Below are 22217 nucleotides of genomic sequence, written 5' to 3'. Positions count from 1 at the left end.
CCCGTTAATTTACTTGGGTAAAAATTTCTTTAGGTAAAATTAAGCAGCTTGTAAAATGGAGAATAGTACTATTGTAACAAAAGATATAAATTATGTAACAGAAGCTATATTTGTAGTTATTCTATCTATTAAAATGTGCCGGGAATAGTTTTAGGGCATAAAAAAACCCTCAATATATGAGGGTTGTAAACTTATTTTTCTATCATACCGGGAGGGTATTTGGCTAGAATTTCCCGAACTATTTCTCGAATGCGTTCTTCTTTTTTTTCAATATTATGAGTGACCAGATTTGCGGTACCCATTCCTTGCCAGACTAATTCGTTAGTTTTAGCGTCAATGAGGTCAATAAATAGAGTGCCTTCGGTTTTGGTAGAAACCGAACTTCCGTAGTAACCGCCATACCACCAGGGATTCCACCCCCAACCATAACCAAAGTTCCTTTGGTAAACATCAACACGTTCCCGTTCTTTTGTAAAAATACTTATTAATAAATCCGGAGTTTCAGATTTGGTCATTCCTTTTACAGATAGTTCGCTATCGATCGATCGAAGAATACGTTTTTTGTCTAGATCAGAAATTTGTGCTTTATCAATTCCCGGCTTATAAAAAGCATAAGAATCGTAAGCACTAAAATTTGCTTCACGGTCATAGTCTGCTGCCACACGGACGGTAACACACGATGTAAATACCAGAAGTAAAAGGACAGGTAAAAATTTGATGATTTTCATAGCGTTACTTTTAATTGAATAATCTTTTATCAACGAAATTTGGAAGTGTAACTTGTAACTGAGAATTGTTTTTCATCGCTCTTTTAATAGCGAAGACAGCTTCTTCATTTCGTGCCCAACCACGACGTGCAATTCCATTATTTACATCCCAGAAAAGCATTGATTCTAATCGTCTTTGCGCATCATTACTACCATCAAGAACCATACCAAATCCACCGTTTACAACCTCTCCCCAGCCAACACCACCACCGTTATGAATACTTACCCAGGTAGCACCTCGAAAACTGTCTCCAATTACATTCTGTATTGCCATATCTGCTGTAAAACGGCTACCATCGTAAATGTTTGAGGTTTCCCGGTAGGGAGAATCTGTTCCCGAAACATCGTGATGATCCCGTCCCAGAACAACCGCTCCAATTTTACCTTCAGCTATTGCTTTGTTAAAGGCGGAGGCAATTTTTATACGTCCATCACTATCTGCATACAGAATACGTGCTTGCGATCCAACCACCAGTTTATTTTCCTGAGCACCTTTGATCCATTGGATATTATCTGCCATTTGTTGCCGGATTTCTTCAGGAGAATTTTTCATTATCTCTTCTAAAATTTCACAGGCAATAACATCTGTTTTTAGCAGATCTTCCTGTTTTCCCGAAGTACAAACCCATCGAAAGGGGCCAAAACCATAATCAAAACACATAGGGCCCATAATATCCTGAACATAACTCTGGTATTTAAAATCGATGCCATTTTCAGCCATAATATCTGCTCCTGCACGGGAAGCTTCCAGAAGAAAAGCATTTCCATAGTCAAAGAAATAAGTGCCTTTTGCTGTATGTCTATTTATTGCTTCAGCATGGCGACATAATGTTTTTTGTACTTCTGTTTTAAAAACTTCAGGTTGATTTGCCATCATCTCATTAGCTTCTTCATAGGTCATCCCAACCGGATAATATCCACCGGCCCAGGGATTATGTAAAGAGGTTTGATCACTTCCCAGATCAATATGGATGTTATCATCAGCAAAACGCTCCCAAACATCAACGACATTTCCATTATAAGCAATAGAAACGGTTTGTTTTGTTGCTACAGCCTTTTTCACACGGGCACTCAATTCATTTAGATCAGAAATGATTTCATCTACCCATCCTTGAGAATGACGGGTATGTGTAGCCTTTTTGTTTACTTCGGCACAAACTGTAACACAGCCGGCAATATTCCCTGCTTTGGGCTGTGCACCACTCATTCCTCCTAAGCCCGAAGTAACAAATAATCCACCTTTAGGGGACTTTTTAATTTTTCTGAAACCATTTAATACCGTAATCGTCGTTCCATGAACAATCCCCTGCGGACCAATATACATATAACTTCCTGCTGTCATTTGCCCATATTGAGTAACTCCTAAAGCATTGAATTTTTCCCAATCATCCGGTTGCGAATAGTTGGGAATCATCATTCCGTTTGTTACAACGACACGAGGAGCATCTTTATGTGAAGGGAACAAACCTAATGGATGCCCGGAGTATATTACAAGAGTCTGTTCGTTGGTCATTTCTGAAAGATACTTCATCACCAGGCGGTATTGAGCCCAATTCTGAAATACTGCGCCATTACCACCATATGTAATTAACTCATGAGGATGCTGTGCTACAGCATAGTCTAAATTGTTTTGAATCATTAGCATAATTGCTTTTGCTTGCTCACAACCTCCTGGATATTCATCAATAGGGCGTGCATAGATTTTGTGTTCCGGACGGTACCGATACATATAGATCCTTCCATAAGTGTCTAACTCTTCACTGAATTCAGGTAGGAGGGTAGTGTGATGCTTTGGATCAAAATACCGAAGTGCGTTGCACAGCGCTAATTTTTTTTCCTCCACCGAAAGTATTTTTTTTCGTTTAGGCGCATGATTTATAGAAGGGTCATATGCTTTTTGTTTGGGTAATTCTGAAGGGATTCCTTGTTTTATTTCTTCTGCAAAAGTCATATTTTTCGGTGTTCAGTATCTTTTATTTATTAAACAGAAGTAACTACCAGCAGTTACCTCTTTTGAGAGTTTGTTTTATTATTGAATCCATACGGGCAATGTCTACAGGCACTTTCACAGCAATAGCCACGTTTTAAATGATATTGTTCCGTAAAACATTTATAGCCTTCCGGAGTTAGGTAATAATCACCTTCTTCCGGTTCAATTTTTTTCTTAAAAAATGTCATCTTACAAAAATAACATTTTCTTACCTTGAACCTATGATAGTTTTAGTGAATCGTTATTTGTTTCAGAAGAAATTTTCAGGAATTGCATTTTGGCCGTTTATTATTTTGAAGCATAAAAAGTTTAAAAAAGATGTGGTTTTTTTGAATCATGAACGAATTCATTTAAGGCAACAGATAGAATTATTGATCATTCCGTTCTATGTATGGTACAGCGTTGAATTTCTTTTTAAGTTCTTTCTTTATAAAAACAGCTATCAGGCTTACCGAAATATAAGTTTCGAGCGAGAAGCATATACCTATGAAAAAGACCTCGATTATTTAAAAAAGAGGTCTTTTTGGAAATTTGCAAACTATATTTAGTTATTGGGAGTAAATACTTATTCTTTAATTATTTTTTTGGTTATAGTTCCTGCTTGGGTGTATATTTTGACGAAATAGATTGCTGTTTCTAGTTCAGATAGGTCAAGGGTAACATTATTTTCTTCTTTGTTAATAATATCCACGACTCTTCTTCCTCTCAGGTCATACATTTCAATATTGTTTATGATCGCATTTGGTGAATATACATTGATGATATGATCTGTTGGATTAGGGAACACGGCAATAGACCGCAAAGCACTTTCATCGGGTCCTAATGTAACCTGGTCTTCAAAAAGCAGTGTAAACCTTTGGTTGAAGGTACCTTTCCCTGCTTTGAACTGGTAGTCTTCATCGGTTAGGTTATGTACGATGTTCTCCAGATTGTCTATTAACAACACCTTGGTATTTGTAATATGCTCTCCTTCCATATTTGCAATGGATATATTAAAGAGCAGGTCTGCCTCTATTTGAGAAGCAAATCCCATAGGGATCTTAATAGCAGGATCAAATGCCTCTCTTGTTTGAATTCCCAATTGTTTGTTTCCCCCTTCGAGGTGAGAATACAGAGCAATGGCAGTTGCCAGTCTGTTACTGTCATATCCCGGGTCGATTTGTGGTGTTGCCATTGGATTGAATGCTATCAAGGTATTGCTTTCAATTTCGTAGGCCGTATTTGATACATTGATCCAGATACGGTCTATGTCTTTTTCATCCGCCGGGTTTCTCAGGGTGGTATTTCCTGAGGTGAGTCTCATGGAGTTTGTAAAGGTGATATTTCCTACAGCTATTGCTTTGATACCAAATCCTTGTCCTGTAGCGATGACTCCGTTAGGTTGTGTAGAGGTTCCTGGATCGTTGGCGGCTTTTACTCCCCCCGATAGGTTGTACATAGAGATATCATCCATGCTAAAATTGATACTGTTAGAACCGGGAATGGATGTACTTGGAGGGGTTAAGTGTTCCCAGAAATAGACCTCGTTGATAAGTGGATTGTCATTAATCAGGCTAACGGCCGATATAGCCGAGGCATATGGATTGGCCAGTGTGTTTGGTGTCCCGTCCGGGTTAGGGCCGGCTCCATTGTAAACGATGGGTCTTGTCACATCTCCATTGTTAAGAGTTCCTTTACTATAGGTCATATCAAAGGCAACGTTGGCCGGGTCTGTGTATCCGGATTGAGGCCTTACGATATATCCTTCTCCCACATTGATGGGTCCACTTGCAAAAGAGTTCCAGTAATCTCCATTGTCATCGGCGAAGTTGGTACCTCCTGAGGGTACTCCCGGGTGTGGTAAGAAGTTGGCCGGAGTATGTGCCAGTACCAAAAAGGCACTACCAAATACATCGGTACGAGTTTCACCACTCATGGGGCTTCCCATAACCATAAAGTCACGGGTCTGTAAAACGGGTGTGGTAAGTTCTACATTGATGATCCCATTGTTGGTCACAGCGGCAGCTCCATCAGTTTGGACCACACTTCCTGTATGTTCCACGATCAGGCTTCCGTTTACTGTAATGTCTTTAGTTATATTGATATAATCACCTGCAGCAACAGTAAGTGTTCTGGAAGCATCCACTTCACAGGTACAAGCATCTATGTTTCCGCTTGAAGTGTTGTAGTCTAGACTTATTTTAGCATTGGAACCTATGTTTGGAGCACCGTTATCCCAACCTCCTCCTGAATAGGTAGTAGTTTGTCCTTCAACGGTAACAACGGCAACACAGGATGATTTGTTTCCGTAGTCGTCTTCAACGGTTAGGGTAACGTTGTGTGTTCCTACATCGTCACAGGTAAAGGAGGTTTGTCCTGTTAATGTTCTTTTTACAATTCCGAAGTTATCGGTAGATCCTCCGTCGAGGTCTGTTGCATCAATAGTGACGGTTCCTGTTACAGGGTTCAGTACAGCAGTAAAAGGCTGACAAACAACTACAGGATCAACATCGTCATATAAAGGGTCTCTCAAAATGAAAAGCCCTCCGTCTCCATTTATATTTGCATTTCCAAAACCGGTAGCAATTAAATTCCCACTTTCAAAATAAGGATATACATTCCAGGTTCCATTAAAGGCGGCAGTATTATTTGTTGGGTACATGTCAAAGTAATTGATCTCTGTCATGCTAGGAGTAGCATCGTAAAGGCCGTCTACTTTTAGAATTCTCATTCCTGCAGCATAATTTGCAAGGTAGAAACGATTGCCTCTTACATAACCATTATGATCGATAGCAGTAGTAGCGCCATAGTGTGTATAGTGTAAAACCGGATTATCAAGATCTTGCATATCGTATACAAGGGTTCTAGTATTAAAACCTACATTTTCTTCATCTACTTCATCTCCAACAATAAAGAACCGCTTGTCTTCTGTAAACCATCCCTGGTGGGTATAGTATTTGTTTGTATAACTTACGGTACTGATTTGTGTAATACTACTTTTATTTGTAACGTCAAGAATTTTTACATAATCGGAACCGCTAAAACTTCCTATTAAAAGTTCTCTTCCCTGATAGTCCGGGTCCGGACCGTCATAGACAACTACCTGCGCATCATGGCAATACCCCAGGCTGGCACTAACGTCACCTGCTAACGTTGGGTTGATAAGACTACTGTTAAGGTTTAAGATTCGAGGTGCTCCTGAGTTTACGTTTGACCCAAGAATATAAGCGTATCCGGTGTCTTCATTAATAATGATATTGTGAGCAGACCCAACTCCACTATAACGTCCATCCACCTGCGCTTTGGTATAGGTCACAGCCGGACTTCCTGTTAAGCTTCTTAATCGGGTAAGGTCAAATATCTGTAACCCATGGCTTCCGTTACTGTCACTAACAATATAAGCATGGTTGTTGTATACTTTAACGTCTCTCCATAGGCTACTTCCTGTATGTGTATTTAACCTTGCCAGATATACAGGACTGGTAGGGTTGGTAATATCTACAAAAGCAGTTCCATTGTCAAGGGCGACAATAGCATATTCTTTTCCACCTACAGGGTCTGTCCAGCCCCAGGAATCCTGCCCTTCATTTGCACCCATAGTTGAAGCAGAAATATAAGCTTGTAAAGTGATTCCATCACAAGGATACGAGCCTGCCGTTCCACCGGAACAGGGCGTTTGTGCATACGTTAAAAATCCACTTAAAATAAATACGATAGAAAATAATTTTTTGGTCATTGAGTAGGGGGGTTTAAATTTTCGGCTAATGTATATTTAATTTTGTTAATCATCAAGAAATGTAAATTCAACACTGCAAGGAATAGTATGCCCAACATGGCCTCTTCCATCTCCGGTATCTCCATTATTTAAAAAATAACTATGCCCGGTAGTAATACAAACACTTAGATTGAAAGTATACGCAGTATTGGCAATTAGATACTCATAATATACTAATGAACCATTATGAGTGACCGTATTATCTTCCAGTGCCGGTGATTCAATACTGTTGTGAGTAGAGTAGGAATGTGTATAGAGCCATCCTTCCGAATAATCATAGATCGCACTTGTAGGGTCTATATCTACTCCTGACCCTGAAAGGGTAAAGAAAAAAGAACCTTCAGAAGTAGCAAGTGATATTGCATCCGAGCTTGTGAAGTCATCTATTTCACCTGCTGCAAAGTTTGCCTTTACTTCTATTCTATAGGTTCCCGAATATTTTGGTTTGAAAGTACGGTTTGTCAATCCGCTAATGTCTTCATCATCATTAGGATTGGGGTTAGAATTACTATTTCTGATCGTAGTTCTTTGACAACCTCCGCTTTGCTCAAATTTAACAGACTCTTCCATCATGAACTGAGGAGCCCATATAGAGCCATTCCATGAGTAAATCCCGGGGTAGACATTATTTGAAGCATTTGTTGTTAGACTTGTATTATATACTGTAGTACCTTCAACAATACTTCCGCCATTTGGGTTAATAACAGGCGCCTGCACGTTTGATGCTGTTAAGGCTACACGAGGAAATACAATACCTTCTGAGGTTGTTTTCAGGTCTAAGATCCCTTCAGGCGTTACTGTTCCAACTCCTACTTGAGCATACTGAACTTGTACCAAAAGAAGACTTACCAAAGTAATGCAAATACTATATTTTAGATTGAATAGTTTCATAATCATTGTTTAAAAAAAATTACTTATTCTCCTACGTAGTTTATTTCTACAGAACACTTAACGCTATCGTTGATTGTTATATATCCTCTACCATCTCCTGCAGGAGAAACGATGATATCTCCATCCCCTTCAAATCCGGGAGCGTCTTCTTGGTTGAATGTGAGTGTAAATGAATATGGAGTTCCCGCAGTTAACGTTTCTTGAAAATCAATGGAAGTTTGATTAAAAGCATTGTTATACAACTTTAGGGTACCATTGTCAAACATTTTATCATCATTACTTCCTGAATAGGTGCTTAAACTAAAGGTATGTGTAGTCCCGTTAAATGTAAAATCAAATTCACCTTCCTGCTTTGCAAAATTCACAAACTGTGGTGACGAAGGAAGGTTTACTGCTCCTGCTCCGTAATGCACAGTTAATGTAACTTTATAAGGACCTGAGTAAATGGGTGTGATACTATTACTATCAAAACTAATACTTTGATCACCGGCTACTCCATTCGTTGCATTGTCTGATCCTGTTCGTAGGTCTGTATCTTGCAAAAAGAGCTTATTGTCTTTCTTTTCACGCTGAGCGATCCATTTGGACCCGTTCCAAAAATAGATTCCCGGATAGATACTATCTGCTCCATTGCTGGTGGTATTTGTATTGTATACTGTAGTACCCGCAACGATACCACCTCCGTTAGGGTTCGTAATAGTTTCGGTATTAAGGTCTGTTAACGAGACCACCGGGAATATTACACCCTGTGTGCTCGACTCAATATCCAAAGCTCCTTTAGGCGAAGTTGTACCTATTCCTACCTGCCCCGTCATAAACGATACGGAAAAAAGGAAAATGGATAAGCTTAAATATTTATGTATAGTAATTTTTTTCATGTTTTCGGCTTTTTATTATTCTCCAACGTATATTATTTCAACAGTACAAGGGATATCATATGCTATATGGCCACGACCACTACTGCTATTCCCATCATTTACATATTCCGGGGCATCATCCTGGTCAAAGGTCAAATTGAAACTGGTTACATCTCCGGCGTCAAGCTGGACATATATTGTCATTGAAAATTCCTGCCAAATAGCAAAGTAATTTGTAGCACCTACAGATGAGTCATAAGCTGTTGAATATGCATGTGCAGGAATATCGTAATTGGTTCCTCCAAAGTTAAAACGGAATGTGCCGGATTGTCTGGCAACATTGATAAATCCGTCAGACGAATTGCTAGATTCATCAGGGACCTTAGCACTTCCTCCGCCATAATTTACATCCACTTTAATTTTGTAGTATCCTGTATAATCTGCGGTAAAACTTTGTCCGGTCAAGCCAGTAATATTTCGGAATCCTTCAGATGAAGTTGGCCTGATATCTAATGAGCTTTGTTCGTACAGAACTGCTTGTTTTCTTGAAAAGTTTATAGCCCACTTAGAACCATCCCATACATACATTCCCGGTGAAACATCATTTGTGCCGGTTGATGTGGTATTAGTATTATAGACGGTGGTTCCTACAGGAATATTACCTGTTTGCGGATTTACGACTGGAGCCTGGACAGTGGTAGATGTGAGACTGACCCTAGGCAATACTATACCGCTTGTACTACTATTCACGTCCAGAATTCCGTTGGGAGTAGTTGTATTTATACCTACATTTTGTGCACTAACAGATATGAAAGAGAACAAAAGCAGGCTACAAATAAAACTCCATAACTTCGAAATATAAGTAGGTTTCATTTTTTTTGGTTTAACTAATTGGGTAGCGCAAGTATACTGAAGAAATTCGACAAAAGTTGTCGAAAATCGACGAAATGCATAAAAAATTAACATATATCAGAAAAAGCCTACAAAAATTGAAATTAATTGTCTTTTAGGAGATTATGGCAAACAAATATCTCCGGAAAGGTCATTCGTTTGTTATTTTTAAGATAGAATTCTTATTTTTCAGCATATTTAGCAGGAGTTTTTGCATTATTTTTAAAAATTAAGAAAAGCATACATTTTTTAAATTTCAATGACTAAAAAGAAAGATTTTTTTACAAAAAAATTTAATTCAAGGATCCAAAAGATCTCTCTAACAGGTTTTTTGCCAAAAACTACTACTTTATCTATAGTAAGAGAGGACCAAATTCATCCTTTTGTTTCAGGAAATAAATTCCGAAAATTAAAGTACAACATTCTTGAAGCTCAAAAACTCAATCATACTAAGCTTCTTAGCTTTGGTGGTGCTTATTCAAACCATATTGCAGCGGTAGCTGCTGCCGGAAAAGAATGTGGATTGAAAACCATAGGTGTCATTAGAGGGGAAGAGCTTTCAGAAAAGATATCTCAAAACCCTACACTCAAATATGCACAAAGCTGCGGAATGCAACTATATTTTGTTTCACGTGCCAAGTATAGAGATAAGACCGAACCGAACTTTATAGAGGGCCTGAAAAAACAATTTGGGGAGTTTTATCTTATTCCCGAAGGAGGAACCAATACACTCGCTGTAAAAGGCTGCGAAGAAATTTTAACCGAAGCACATGCAGCATATGATTACCTATGTGTTTCAGTCGGGACGGGAGGTACTATTACCGGATTAGTGAAAGCATCGTTGCCACACCAGAAAGTCATTGGATTTTCAGCCTTAAAGGGAACCTTTCAGGTTTCAGAAATACAAAAATATACGTCAAAGGCTAATTTTGAGATTTTAGATACCTATTGTTTTGGAGGATATGGTAAAATAGATTCGGATTTAGTTCGTTTTATGAATGAATTTACAGAAACCAGTGGAATTCCACTTGATCCTATTTATACAGGGAAAATGATGTTTGGTATCACTGACCTTTTAAAAAAAGGGTATTTCAAAGAAAATAGCCGTATTTTAGCCGTGCATACCGGTGGATTACAAGGAATTACCGGCATGAACCAAAAACTGAAAAAGAAAAACCTGCCTCAAATCATAATGTGATATGCTATACAGAATAATTACTTTAGTGCTAGTAGCTGTTGTTTTGCTAAGTAGCTGTAAGTCTAAAAAAAGAATTGCGGAAACTAAGAAAAGGACCAAAACTGAAAAAGTTGTCGTTGATTCTACTCCAACAAATACTGTCAATACTACCAATACTACCAATACCAACAATACCTCAAATCCGACCAAAATAACAAAACCAAAACCAAATGCTACCTATGCAGAAATAGTTTCAAATTATATAAGCAATTACAAGACCATTGCTAAAGAGGAAATGCTGCAATACGGCATTCCTGCCAGTATTACCCTGGCACAGGGAATCCTGGAAAGCGGGGCAGGGCGTGGTGAGCTTACCAGAAAAGCAAATAATCATTTTGGCATAAAATGCCATAGGGACTGGAATGGAGAACGTGTCTATCATGATGATGATGAGTTACAGGAGTGTTTCAGAAAGTATAAAGACCCTAAGTACTCGTTTAGGGACCATTCCTTATTCTTAACGGAAAGAAGCAGATATAGAGATCTCTTTAAACTTAGAAAGGATGACTACAAGGGATGGGCAAAAGGGCTAAAAAAAGCCGGTTATGCTACAGACCCGAAATATCCTAATAAGCTGATAAGTATCATCGAGCGTTATAATTTGGATAAATATGACAAACAGGTCCTGGGGAAAAAAGCCAGTCCCCTCAAACCGGATAATTCTAAAATAGGTACACATACTGTACAAAGAGGAGATACTTTATATAGTATTGCCCGCCGTTTTAATATTACGGTAGATACCTTAAAAGAATATAATGGTTTGGAATCTGATACCATTTCTATTGGGCAAGTGTTATATTTGCATCCAGTAAAAAATCAATAATATTCTTTATGATATACAAAAGAAGTAGTGCTTTATTTGCTGAAGCACAACACGTCATACCCGGTGGGGTAAATTCTCCCGTAAGGGCATTTAAGGCAGTGGGAGGCGATCCCATTTTTGTTGAAAAGGCTGAAGGAGCCTATCTGTTTGATGCAGATGGAAATAAGCTGATAGATTATATAGCGTCCTGGGGGCCAATGATCCTGGGGCATGCGCACGACGCTGTTGTAAATGCTGTAATTGAAAAAGCCCGAAAAGGAACTTCTTTTGGAATGCCTACTGAAATTGAAACGACCATAGCATCTCTGGCTGTAGATATGGTGCCTAATATTCAGAAGATCCGTTTTGTAAATAGCGGTACGGAAGCCTGTATGAGTGCGGTACGTTTGGCTCGCGGATTTACAGGCAAGGATAAGATCATAAAATTTGCCGGTTGTTATCACGGCCACAGCGATTCTTTTTTAATACAGGCCGGTAGCGGTGCTGTTACTTTTGGAACACCTAATAGTCCGGGAGTAACACAGGGAACCGCTAAAGATACTTTATTGGCAAGGTATAATGATTTGGAGCACGTCGCTGAAATTATTTCTGAAAATAAAGATGAGATTGCCTGTATTATATTAGAACCCGTTGCAGGGAATATGGGTTGTATTCCTCCTTCCGAAGGCTTTTTACAGGGTTTACGAGACCTTTGCAATGCCAATGATATTCTCCTTGTTTTTGATGAGGTGATGACCGGTTTCCGTTTGGCAAAAGGAGGTGTACAGGAATTGTATGCCGTAGCAGCAGATATTGTTACTTTCGGGAAGGTGATCGGTGGTGGCTTACCGGTGGGTGCATTTGGAGCCCGTGAAGAGATCATGAACTATCTTGCTCCGGTCGGGCCTGTGTATCAGGCAGGTACTTTAAGTGGAAACCCTTTGGCAATGGCTGCAGGACTGGCTATGTTGACCGAGTTAAATACACGCCCCGAAATATTTACAACACTTGGAGAAAAAACGGAATACTTACACAACGGACTTGCCAGAGTACTTTCGGAAAATAATATTGCACATACGATCAACCGGGTAGGTTCCATGATCTCGGTACATTTTTCTGAAACACCTGTAACCGATTTCCAAACGGCAGCGAATGCCAATAATGATATGTTTAAGCGTTTCTTCCACGGAATGCTGGCAGAAGGGATTTACCTGCCACCCAGTGCATTTGAAAGCTGGTTCTTAAATGATGCACTTACGTATAAAGATATAGATGCAACCATTGAAGCCTGTGAAAGAGCTGTTAAAAGAATGTCATAAAAAAAGCCTTCTCAATTGAGAAGGCTTTTTTCTTGTATTTCTGTTCTACTTATATTTTTTGCAGTTCGAGCCATTTTTTATATTGCTCGTCGGTAAGTGCTTTTTTTACACTTGCATATAAAGTTTTGTCAAACTTTTTCTTATTTGCCGTTACCGTAGGATCTGTTAGATCTTTACCTGTTACATGTTTTCTGTAACTAGCTTCTTTGGCAGTGTAAGCTCTAAACAAAGCACGTTGTTGGTCTCCGTTCAATCCTAGCTGTTTGCTATAATGATCTGCCATTTTTTTAGCGACAACTTCGGGTCTGTCCTGGTCTTGGGTTAAACCCTGAGCATTCATAGTACTAATTCCAAATAGCATAACAAATGCAACAGCAACTACTTTTAATAGATTTTTCATTGTTTCAAAATTAAATTTAGGGTTACTAATGTAACTATTTTCAAAACAATTAACCAAGAACTAAGCCAAAAATTACTTTTTACCTGTTTTTTTCGGGACGCCCTTCTTTTTTAGTGTGTTTGCGCATTCTTTTATGTTTTCCGCGGAGCCCTTTTTCCCACTTCTGGTATTGTTCCTCTGTTAAAATAGATTTCATTTGAGTTTTCATGGCTATTTTACCGTCTAACATTTCTGACCGCTTTTCGAAGAGTTCATCTGATGTTAGTTCTTTTCTGTCTTTTTTATTTTCGAAATGTTCTTTTCGTTTTTTAGCAATTTCTAACTGCAATTTTTCTACTTTGGCTTGCTGTGCTTCGGTAAGGCCCAATTGTAAGGTCATTTGCTTTGTTTTCAAAGTAGCTACTTGTTCTGGGGTGAGGTCCTTCATTTTTTGGCGCATTTCTTTTCGGGATTCCTTTTTATCCCCCTTCGGACTTTGAGCCGTTATAGCAAAGCTACATAGCAGCATTGCGATCAATAATACATTTTTCATTTTTTTCATTTTTTAAATTCAACACTAGTTTGACGCTAAAAGTCACACTTGGTTTAATTCGTTTTCTATAATTTTTTGTTAATGTAACTGCATAAAAAAAGCTGCCCTAGGGCAGCTTTTGTATTTACTATTTTTAATTCTAATTAAAGCGAATCAATATAATCGATCAACATTGCTACAGCTTCCTCATGAACAACGGTTCGTCCTAATTGTGGCATTCTGTAGGTAGGCACTACACTTTGTACGCGCATCTCGATCTCACCACGGTTGGGGTAGATGGCGGTATCGTCAAAAGGAGTCTCATATCTAAAGTCCAGAGCGAAATTTATAACCGCTCCTCCGGGTTGATGGCAGTGCGCACAATTGATATCAATATAGGCACGGCTTCGTTCTTCAAGAGAATAGGTGGCATCATCCTTCCAATCGGGTAAGACACTTATATCTGAAGCACTGGTCAATCCGTCCAGCAGGCCATTGGCTTTAAAGTATTCCAACTGGTTCATACTGGTATAACTGGGTACAAAATTCATACTACGCAACTTTGGGCCTATTGGGACAATGGTATTCGAGTTGCTGTGGCAGGTAATACAATCTTTATTTGAAGGAATTATATAACTAACATTTTGAGTATCCCCATTTATATCGGTATAGCTAATAGGAATCTCACTTCCGGTATCGCGATAGGTGGCTTCGGTCTGGTCTCCGTTCCATATATAATTTCCTATCAACCATTCTCCGGCAACCTTCAACTGGATACGGGTTTCAATGATCTGTTTTCCCAAACCGGGGTTTTGGTCGTCAATATTGTAATAAAATGTTTTTGCAATAAGTGTATTGTCCGGAAATGTTGGAAACAGGTCACTGTTGTTATAACGCATGGCCTGTCCTTCGGGAAAGCGAATTAAACGCTGCTTGGCTGCATAGTCTGTAAAGAGGGCGCTGTTAAGCTCATATAGCTGAACTCCGGCAGCAGGAACCAGATCTTCCAGTGTCCCTGAGTAAACACCCATTTCAGATAGAGTTGGGAGAAACTCCAAAGGTGCTATATTGGTAGTAACATCTACGGTATTACTTCTTCCGGATTCGTTTGCTGCAGCATCCCAGGCGGTTACAGAATATTGGTAGACAGTACCCGGAGCAAGGTCGTTTATGGTAAGTGTGGTTGTAGTAGCCTGTATATTGGTAAAGGTTCCGGAAATTTCTTCATATACCCTATATCCGGTCACAGCGACATTATCGGTAGCTGCTCCCCAGTCCAATTGTACAGAGGTATCTGTAATATTAGAAGCCGATAAATTTAAAGGAGTCGATGGCCTTTCCTTGTCGCCACCGTCGTCATCGCTAAGGCATCCGTTTACCAGAAATAATGCTGCTAGTAGCATAAAAGGGGTGAATTTCTTCATTTTGGGTCAAATTTTCGTTAAAAATATGAAATTAGCTTGAAACTCAAATGCTTCTCGCATTAAATTACAAACTCTTTATATAGTAACATTCACTCAACGAAAAACCCTATTCCCTAAAGCTACTTTTTTATTTTACTGACCTTAACCTAGTTTCGGATGAATTTAAAATTAAAAAGATGAAAACAAAAATGCTTTTATTGGTATTCCCGGTCATGATTGCGGGAGCCTTTTTTTCAGTATTCAATTCTGAAGGCGATACTTATGCCGAAACAAAACGATTTTTAGAGCCTATTGAAGGGTGTGTATTCATGACCCTAATGGGAGAACAGTCTTCCGAAGATTTTGATATTTACAAGACTGGAGAGAACAACAGTATGTCTGTACGTGACGGACTTCATTGGTTGTCTGATGCACAATTGCCCAATGGTGGCTACGGTGCCGGAAGCCATAGTGCGCAGCACATAAGAGACCCTCATGCGGTAAAAGCGGATCCTGCAACTACCGCTATGGTAGGAATGGCGTTTTTACGAAGCGGAAATACCCTAACAAAAGGGAGCCGTTCTAAGAACCTTAAAAAGTTGATCAACTATTTGCTGGAAACAGTGGAGAGCTCCCCAAAAAACGACCCGTATATTACAGATGTGCGCAATACTCAGATACAAAGCAAATTAGGACAGAACATAGATGCGGTACTAACGGCGCAATTTCTTTCCAATTTACTGGACCGTAATTTAAAAGGGGTGAACGAAAGACGTGTGGAGCGTTGCCTGGATATTTGTGTATCTAAAATTGAAAAAGGAACCGATGCTTCCGGAAGACAAACCGGAGCCGGTTGGGCAGGCGTACTGCAAAGCGGTTTGGCAAACAGTGCATTGGAAGCAGCGCAATCTGTAGGGGCCAATGTAGATGAAGAAATATTGGATCGAACCCGTAATTACCAGAAAGACAATTATGACTCTACAACAGGAGATGTAAAGACCGAAGACGGAGCAGGGATCATGCTATATGCGGTAAGCGGAAGTGTACGAGCAAGTGCCAAAGAAGCACGTAAAGCGCAGGAAACGATCAATAAAGCAAAGAAAGAAGGGAAATTGAAAAAGAGTGCCGAAGTAACGGTAGAGAATTTAAAGAATGCCGGCTATTCCGAAGAAGAAGCCATTGAGTATACCGCTTCTTATAATGTATACAATGCTGCAAAGGTAACGGCACAGCGCCAGGATGTATTAAATGGTTTTGGTAACAATGGAGGAGAAGAGTTCTTAAGCTTTTTGCAAACAGGAGAGTCTTTGGTAGTGAACCAGGACAAGGACTGGAAGAAGTGGTATGACGATATGAGCGGACGTATCTTAAAGATCCAGAACCCGGATGGAAGCTGGAACGGGCACCACTGTATTACCAGCCCGGTGTTTTGTACGGCTACCAGTATATTGCTGCTTACAGTAGAGAACGATATTGACTTTTTAAGTAAAGTAGGGGAATAAAGATAGTTTTTTAGGTTGGTGGAGCACCGTTCTTAATTCTTTTGAGTTGAGGGCGGTGTTTTTTATTTGTGATTCACCAATTCTAATGTGGTTTTATACAAAGGAGATTTTTTCATCTTGGATTTTAGCCAGGCATAAAAGCTCATTACAAAAATATCTTCCTGTTCGGTCGATTTCCACTTGAAAGATGCTTCCACTTTGTCATTGAAAGGTGAAGTGGTAACAATAGCGGGATTGTCGAAATAAAGATGCACCAGCTTTACAAAATTAATCACCCTGTGTTCATCAAGTTTCTTTAATCTTGAATTGAATCTGCGATTGAAACTTTGAAGTCTGGACCAAACTAGTTCCAACTTGTCGAGTTCGATCAATAACAGGATCTCGATGATATTTTTCTGAAGTACCCAGATAAGGCCTTCTTTTTTCTCATAAAAGATATCACTATGATTAAATTCTTTCATCACTTGATAGGCAGCTTTGAAGTGCTGCTGCTGAAAAAGGCACATTACTAATGCTAATTTTGTCTTTGGAGATTTCTTCGGAAAGGATTCCAGCAGATCGATTGCAATTTTTCCTTGACCTGTGTAGTTCTGGTTGAGTGCCTTTAATAATAGTAGTCCTTCAGAAAACCTATTGTAAAAAGCATTGTCTTTTTGAAGCATCTGAGTCTCCATCTGTTTAGTAAACTCAAATGAGCGCTTAAAATCTTTGTTTCTAAAACTTACCAATGCCATTAAATTTAATATCTCTATATGATAGTAGAGGTGTTTATGTACAGTAGTTTTTTTCGCATTTACGATGCTATAGATATTGGTTGCCAGCGGAAGTACTGTAAAATAATCACTTTTTAATTGTGCCGCACTTGAGAGTATCTTCAAAAGCTGAAAAAGGGATTTGTAAGTGAGATTGGTGTCGATGTCTATGTCAAATGAACTAAACGAATTCGAGATGATCTCTTCAACTGATCGCTCCCCTTTGTTTAAACGATCCTTGATGGTTGCATAAGCCATGTTCAATTGTAACTCTCGTTGAAATAGCTCCATGTTCTTGTTGGATGCAGAGATGATCTCGGTTAAACTATCGGTTGGATGTAAATGTGCATATTGAATTTTAGTATGAAAGATCTCCGTCAGGATTGAATACAGATCCAGATCTAAAGCCAGACGTTCGGCTTTGGTTAAATATTTAAATGCAATCTTAAATAGTTTGTGTTCGAAAAATATCCTGCTGGCCAGTAACAGTTTTAAGATTTCCATCTCTTCCGAAGTCTCACCTTCAAAACTTTTTTGAGCAATAAAGTCGATCAAACTATCCTGTAGCCTTTTGCATAAGGCGTGATAAGCATTTTTTGAAGGTTTGCCATACAGTTTTAAATCGAGGTCTGTTGTCTTTCCTTGATCGATCAATTTAAACAATGTCACATTTTTAATGTCACCCCGGCGTGTATTTCGTCTTAGATTGAGCAGAAAATCTTTCTTTTCTTCTTCGGAAAGTGTCGCAATTATTGCAGATAAATTGTTCATTTAATAGTAAGTTATTTTACTAAAATACTCATAATTATATGAGTTTTATTATAATATTGATAAAATAATAACATAAGTTTTTAGTTAAAATTGAATTTTCTGTTCAATGGATACTTAACATATTTGTACCATCATAAACATCAAAACTATATGATCATGGAAAATCAAATTTCAACAAAAAAGAAACCTGTAAACTCTCCACTAATTGAGAAAATACAGAAAAAGAAAGACGAATTTAATTGTGCGCCTACACCTGCTTTTATCTCTGCCTCATGGACCGCACTTTTTATAGGGATGGTCTCCTATTGTATTGGCCTATGGAATGCGGGTGCCATGGAACTGAATGAGAAAGGCTACTATTTTACCATTTTGTTGTTCGGGTTATTCTCTGTGGTTTCGGTTCAAAAAAGCGTACGTGACCGACTGGAAGGAATTCCGGTAACCGAAATTTATTATGGAATTTGTTGGTTCACAACCATTGCATCTATACTCCTTTTGATTATAGGGCTCTGGAATGCAGATCTTGACCTAAGTGAAAAAGGTTTCTACGGAATGGCTTTCGCGCTTAGTTTATTTGCCGCAGTGGCCGTCCAAAAGAACACCAGAGATGTAAAATTCTTACAACGTGTTAAAAAATAATCTTCGATCTGAAGATATCCGACTAGGTTAATTTTAAATTAGTAGGAGAAATTCAATTATTATGAGTTCAAAAATAGAAAGAGACCTTCAGGAATTACGTTCACAGAATGTGATTTCTGATGAGGTCTCACAACATATAGCTAACTATTACGCCACTAAAAAGGTTCAAGGCCCTAACAAGCTCTTTACCATCTTTGGCGTATTAGGATCTTTGCTCGTTGGATCGGGTATAATTCTGATCCTTGCGCATAACTGGGATGATTTCAGTAGAACGACTAAAACAATATGGGCATTTATTCCCCTTGTTTTGGGGCAAGCTTTGGCTGCCTTTACCTTACTAAAGAAAAAGAGAAGAGCATGGCGGGAAACGGCTGCTACCTTTTTATACCTGGCAATTGGAGCAAGTATTGGCCTTGTGAGTCAGATCTATAACATTCCAGGGGATATGCCTGAGTATTTATTTATCTGGATATTGTTAGGAGCGCCATTGGTTTACCTTTTAAGATCGTATTCGGCAGTACTTTTGCATTTGGTTTTTACAACAAGCTACGCTTGTAATCTGGGTTATTTCAATGAAACTTCGCCCTGGCTGTATCTTGCCATGCTGGCTTTTTTGGTCCCCATCTATTACAACCTACTAAAAAAGAACCCGGAAGGGAACTTCACCGGGGTGATGAATTGGGTATTACCCCTAAGTGTTGTCATAGTATTAGGAGCCTACGGAGATGAAGCATTCTACTTTATATTCCTTGCTTACATTGCATTGTTTGGCGTGTTTTATAATATTGGCAAGTTAAAGCGCTTCGATAGCGGAAAGCTTCGGAAGAACGGCTATGCTGTCATTGGGTCGGCAGGAACTATATTCATGCTAATGATGGCGACTTTTAAGTGGTTCTGGACAGAATCTTTTCATGCCGGGCATGCCACTCAGGATCTGGTGATCACATTATCATTGTTCGTCATTGGAGGGATCTTATTGGTCTATTTATTTCAGAAGAATAAATTGATGTCATTCAACCTGTTTCAATTTGCCTTTTTGATCTTCGGAATTATATTCCTAACCCATGCCTATGGTAGTGTATTACCTGTTGTTTTAACTAATATACTTGTGTTACTGCTTGGTGTTTACGCTATTAGAATTGGTAATTTGAGAAACAATTTTGGTGTCCTTAATTATGGATTGTTAATTATAACGATCCTCATTGTTTGTAGATTTTTTGATACCAATATTGACTTTGTGATCCGGGGGCTACTGTTTGTTGGAATTGGAGCAGGTTTCTTTGGCGTGAATTATTTAATGTACAGAAAACAACAAAAATTAAAAACAAAAGATCATGAATAAGATACTAATAGGAGGGTCGTTTGCCCTTATGGTTTTGGGACAATGGTTTGTGCCGGGAAATATGATCTACCAGGAAGAACAAGTACTTAAAGAAGGAACCGTTTATAAATTTAAGACGGAGCCTATAGATCCCAGCGACCCTTTTCGAGGGAAATATATTGTATTGAATTTTGAAATGAACTCTTTTGAAACTAATGGCGCTCTATGCGGTTACAATGAAAAGATCTATGTGCAATTAGGGACAGATTCATTAGGTTTTGCAACTGCCGTTGGTCTTAGTACGGAGCCACCAGAGGAAAAGGATTATGTGGTAGCAGATTGCCTGGGATACTACGGAAACGCACAAACCTTTAGGCTTCCTTTTGATAGATTTTACATGAACGAGGATAAAGCACTGGACGCTGAAATTGCGGTTAGAAACGTTATGAGAGATTCGTTGCCAACAAATTGTTATGGTGTAGTATATGTAAAAGAGGATCGTGCGGTCCTTGATGATGTGCAGATAGACGGAGTTTCAATTAAAGATTATGTAGAATAGCTTAAAGGAATGCGGGTGTATCCCGTGTTTTGATGTTGATGAAAACAACCTTCCGGCCGGGGGTTGTTTTCCAATTGTTGTTGTGATTGAAAAATAGTTTTATTTAATTAGGGTAATAGTGAGTTTGTTTTTTTGTACCCTAACCAACACCTTTTTTCCTTCCTCAAAGCCCGAGGCTCTTAGCCATTTGCCTGCCAGCCGGATCTCCGGGACCGCAATGATCTCACTATAAGGACGTGTTTGGTGTTTGGTAACTACTTTTAGATGCCTTTCACTTTTAATAATTTTCTTTTTTTGCTCCATGACGATAATTTATTGCTTTAAAAATATAATAAATTGTATTATAAATGAAATAAATGTGCATGAGATTATAATTATGTGTAAATCTGAAGCAATCTTAAAGACATTATATTTGCGTAAGAAGTCAATAAATTTGCATAGTGTCAAAACAAAATTTAAACAGAATCAAATCTGTTCTTGCTGAAAAGAATACTAATAATAAAGAGCTGGCAAGTCATTTAGGAAAAACAGAATCTACAGTATCTCGTTGGTGTACAAATGAGGTTCAACCTTCCGTTAAAATGTTATTTGAAATTTCAAAATTCCTGAAGGTCGATATTCGGGAGTTGTTGGTTTCTACAAAAAAGGATTAACGATCTTTGTTTTAATCTTAATTGTAAATAGTAGTTGTCAACTTTATATGGTGCTGTGTGCAGTTATTGTCTGCCTAATTTTTTTATAATCATTGGCTCTTCTTTCAGGTTTGAAATGATTAATTCAGTTGCGTTAAACAAAGTAGCTTTGTTAAGCTCTAAAACTAAATTATTGTTGATGTTTTTTGTTGAATAAGTTTTGAATACATCTAAGTCAGTCTTACATGATTTGCTCAATTCTAGCATTGTTCTTGGAGATATTGGAAAGTAAAAATTTGTTGCGCTCCCAAAATTTGAGTTATGAATCTTTTTATTCGAATCGATTGTAAAACCTGGATTGTCCGACGTTATAAAAGGATTTGAATAGGTTGTTCGTAAAATTCTTAAATTCCAACTTTTCAAATGTTTAGTAAGATTTGACCTTTTTTGAAACTTGTCCAATACACCTTTTAAATAAGCATTGTTGCGATAGTTCCTATCTTGAAATTTCGTTCTGACATTTTCTATAGCTTTGTATACAAGATTTGGATCATATCCCATAATTTTGCAGTATAGCAAAGCTTCTGATTTCGTTTTGTTGAATTCTGTTTTAAATTCTGCAGTATCCTCAATCGATTCAGATGTTACAGCGTCTCTAAATCTCGGATTCCTAAATTTAATATCGATCAGTATATCAATTAGACTATAAAAATCAGTTTTAACGATTTTCAGATTATTAAATTCAATTTTATCAAATAAATCAGTTAAGAGTCTTTTCTCATAGTTAAAATAGTTTTTCTCAATTGTATTAGGATCTTTTAGTTGAAGATCATTAATTATTTCTTGATTGTCAAACTTATACAATTCTTTTAAGTAACATATTTGAGATTTATTTCTAGAGATGACCTTGCTATAAGGTAACCGGAATTTTAAAGTAAATAAATCACCAACATTGTTATAAGAAAAACGCTTTAAATATACTTCTGGAACAAAGTGGTGTTTCTTTGGCTCAATCATATAATTACACACAACATGTTATATTCCTATAAATTTAACACTTCTCCTCAATATATTCCTGGGTACTAGTAGTTTTTGTTATTCTTTCTTTTAACATGATATGTATGGGTTGGATGGAGTGAGGGTTTTTCGCCAAGAAGATTGGAAGTGACCCGCCTGAACGAAACAGTCGCGTAGGTTGTTCATAGCTGCTGTATGCTAT

At 38.3% G+C, this 22217-nt stretch carries 22 protein-coding genes; 9 read left to right on the top strand and 13 right to left on the bottom strand.

Features of this window, described 5'->3' with window-relative positions:
- Nucleotides 1-191: 191 nt before the first annotated feature.
- Genes ACY2RT_RS11780 through ACY2RT_RS11770 form a run of 3 tightly spaced genes read right to left on the bottom strand, consistent with a single transcriptional unit; the run spans nt 192 to nt 2945 of the window.
- Nucleotides 192-728: a DUF4136 domain-containing protein gene (locus ACY2RT_RS11780; protein WP_490156112.1), complete on the bottom strand. Its 537-nt coding sequence runs from the start codon at nt 726-728 to the stop codon at nt 192-194.
- A 10-nt stretch (nt 729-738) separates the two neighbouring features.
- Nucleotides 739-2718 carry a urocanate hydratase gene (hutU, locus tag ACY2RT_RS11775; RefSeq protein WP_490156111.1) on the bottom strand — a complete coding sequence of 660 codons (1980 nt, stop codon included), beginning with the start codon at nt 2716-2718 and terminating at the stop codon, nt 739-741.
- Between the two features lie 53 nt (nt 2719-2771).
- Nucleotides 2772-2945 (bottom strand): C1orf53 family protein, encoded by a 174-nt coding sequence (locus ACY2RT_RS11770; RefSeq protein ID WP_490156110.1) that lies wholly within the window; start codon nt 2943-2945, stop codon nt 2772-2774.
- 33 nt (nt 2946-2978) lie between these two features.
- Here ACY2RT_RS11770 and ACY2RT_RS11765 point away from each other — a divergent pair, with 33 nt between their 5' ends.
- Entirely contained in the window at nt 2979-3305 is a 327-nt protein-coding gene (locus tag ACY2RT_RS11765; protein ID WP_490156109.1) for a hypothetical protein, read from the top strand.
- 17 nt (nt 3306-3322) lie between these two features.
- Here the strand turns inward: ACY2RT_RS11765 and ACY2RT_RS11760 are convergent, their stop codons facing one another.
- From ACY2RT_RS11760 to ACY2RT_RS11745, 4 genes are read right to left on the bottom strand one after another with little or no spacing between them, the layout of a single operon-like run.
- Nucleotides 3323-6472, bottom strand: a complete 3150-nt coding sequence (locus tag ACY2RT_RS11760) for a choice-of-anchor B family protein (RefSeq protein ID WP_490156108.1) — start codon at nt 6470-6472, stop codon at nt 3323-3325.
- 45 nt (nt 6473-6517) lie between these two features.
- On the bottom strand, nt 6518-7402 hold the full coding sequence (locus ACY2RT_RS11755; protein WP_490156107.1) for a phage tail-like protein: 885 nt from the start codon (nt 7400-7402) through the stop codon (nt 6518-6520).
- A gap of 23 nt (nt 7403-7425) precedes the next feature.
- Nucleotides 7426-8280, bottom strand: a complete 855-nt coding sequence (locus ACY2RT_RS11750) for a phage tail-like protein (protein ID WP_490156106.1) — start codon at nt 8278-8280, stop codon at nt 7426-7428.
- 15 nt (nt 8281-8295) lie between these two features.
- The gene (locus tag ACY2RT_RS11745; protein WP_490156105.1) at nt 8296-9132 is read right to left on the bottom strand and encodes a phage tail-like protein; all 837 of its coding nucleotides are present in this window, start codon (nt 9130-9132) and stop codon (nt 8296-8298) included.
- Between the two features lie 277 nt (nt 9133-9409).
- Here ACY2RT_RS11745 and ACY2RT_RS11740 point away from each other — a divergent pair, with 277 nt between their 5' ends.
- From ACY2RT_RS11740 to hemL, 3 genes are read left to right on the top strand one after another with little or no spacing between them, the layout of a single operon-like run.
- A complete protein-coding gene (locus ACY2RT_RS11740; protein ID WP_490156104.1) occupies nt 9410-10348 on the top strand; it encodes a 1-aminocyclopropane-1-carboxylate deaminase/D-cysteine desulfhydrase in 939 nt (312 codons plus the stop codon).
- Between the two features lies 1 nt (nt 10349).
- Nucleotides 10350-11210 carry a glucosaminidase domain-containing protein gene (locus ACY2RT_RS11735; RefSeq protein WP_490156103.1) on the top strand — a complete coding sequence of 287 codons (861 nt, stop codon included), beginning with the start codon at nt 10350-10352 and terminating at the stop codon, nt 11208-11210.
- An 8-nt stretch (nt 11211-11218) separates the two neighbouring features.
- Nucleotides 11219-12508: a glutamate-1-semialdehyde 2,1-aminomutase gene (gene hemL / locus ACY2RT_RS11730; protein WP_490156102.1), complete on the top strand. Its 1290-nt coding sequence runs from the start codon at nt 11219-11221 to the stop codon at nt 12506-12508.
- Nucleotides 12509-12557: 49 nt separating this feature from the next.
- Here the strand turns inward: hemL and ACY2RT_RS11725 are convergent, their stop codons facing one another.
- The 3 genes from ACY2RT_RS11725 to ACY2RT_RS11715 form a co-directional block, all read right to left on the bottom strand.
- Complete coding sequence (locus ACY2RT_RS11725; RefSeq protein ID WP_490156101.1) at nt 12558-12908, bottom strand: hypothetical protein; 351 nt, start codon at nt 12906-12908, stop codon at nt 12558-12560.
- A gap of 79 nt (nt 12909-12987) precedes the next feature.
- A complete protein-coding gene (locus ACY2RT_RS11720; RefSeq protein ID WP_490156100.1) occupies nt 12988-13440 on the bottom strand; it encodes a DUF4890 domain-containing protein in 453 nt (150 codons plus the stop codon).
- Nucleotides 13441-13583: 143 nt separating this feature from the next.
- Entirely contained in the window at nt 13584-14843 is a 1260-nt protein-coding gene (locus ACY2RT_RS11715) for a fibronectin type III domain-containing protein (RefSeq protein ID WP_490156099.1), read from the bottom strand.
- A 176-nt stretch (nt 14844-15019) separates the two neighbouring features.
- Here ACY2RT_RS11715 and ACY2RT_RS11710 point away from each other — a divergent pair, with 176 nt between their 5' ends.
- Complete coding sequence (locus ACY2RT_RS11710; protein WP_490156098.1) at nt 15020-16324, top strand: hypothetical protein; 1305 nt, start codon at nt 15020-15022, stop codon at nt 16322-16324.
- Between the two features lie 62 nt (nt 16325-16386).
- Here ACY2RT_RS11710 and ACY2RT_RS11705 read toward each other — a convergent pair whose 3' ends face one another.
- Nucleotides 16387-17847 carry a hypothetical protein gene (locus ACY2RT_RS11705; RefSeq protein ID WP_490156097.1) on the bottom strand — a complete coding sequence of 487 codons (1461 nt, stop codon included), beginning with the start codon at nt 17845-17847 and terminating at the stop codon, nt 16387-16389.
- 156 nt (nt 17848-18003) lie between these two features.
- Here ACY2RT_RS11705 and yiaA point away from each other — a divergent pair, with 156 nt between their 5' ends.
- From yiaA to ACY2RT_RS11690, 3 genes are all read left to right on the top strand, one after another.
- The gene (yiaA, locus tag ACY2RT_RS11700) at nt 18004-18486 is read left to right on the top strand and encodes an inner membrane protein YiaA (RefSeq protein ID WP_490156096.1); all 483 of its coding nucleotides are present in this window, start codon (nt 18004-18006) and stop codon (nt 18484-18486) included.
- A 61-nt stretch (nt 18487-18547) separates the two neighbouring features.
- Nucleotides 18548-19828 carry a DUF2157 domain-containing protein gene (locus ACY2RT_RS11695; protein ID WP_490156095.1) on the top strand — a complete coding sequence of 427 codons (1281 nt, stop codon included), beginning with the start codon at nt 18548-18550 and terminating at the stop codon, nt 19826-19828.
- Nucleotides 19821-20366 carry a GDYXXLXY domain-containing protein gene (locus ACY2RT_RS11690; RefSeq protein WP_490156094.1) on the top strand — a complete coding sequence of 182 codons (546 nt, stop codon included), beginning with the start codon at nt 19821-19823 and terminating at the stop codon, nt 20364-20366. The genes ACY2RT_RS11695 and ACY2RT_RS11690 overlap by 8 nt, the downstream gene beginning before the upstream one ends.
- 99 nt (nt 20367-20465) lie before the next feature.
- Here the strand turns inward: ACY2RT_RS11690 and ACY2RT_RS11685 are convergent, their stop codons facing one another.
- Nucleotides 20466-20669 carry a SymE family type I addiction module toxin gene (locus ACY2RT_RS11685; RefSeq protein ID WP_490156093.1) on the bottom strand — a complete coding sequence of 68 codons (204 nt, stop codon included), beginning with the start codon at nt 20667-20669 and terminating at the stop codon, nt 20466-20468.
- A 137-nt stretch (nt 20670-20806) separates the two neighbouring features.
- Between ACY2RT_RS11685 and ACY2RT_RS11680 the strand changes: the two genes are divergently transcribed.
- Nucleotides 20807-21019, top strand: a complete 213-nt coding sequence (locus ACY2RT_RS11680) for a helix-turn-helix transcriptional regulator (protein WP_490156092.1) — start codon at nt 20807-20809, stop codon at nt 21017-21019.
- A 63-nt stretch (nt 21020-21082) separates the two neighbouring features.
- On the opposite strand, the gene ACY2RT_RS11675 is transcribed toward ACY2RT_RS11680, so the two are convergent.
- On the bottom strand, nt 21083-22015 hold the full coding sequence (locus ACY2RT_RS11675; protein ID WP_490156091.1) for a DUF4238 domain-containing protein: 933 nt from the start codon (nt 22013-22015) through the stop codon (nt 21083-21085).
- Nucleotides 22016-22217: the final 202 nt, after the last annotated feature.

The organism is Ulvibacter sp. 2210JD10-4, assembly GCF_058148525.1.
This window is presented reverse-complemented; position numbering and strand designations above follow the sequence as displayed.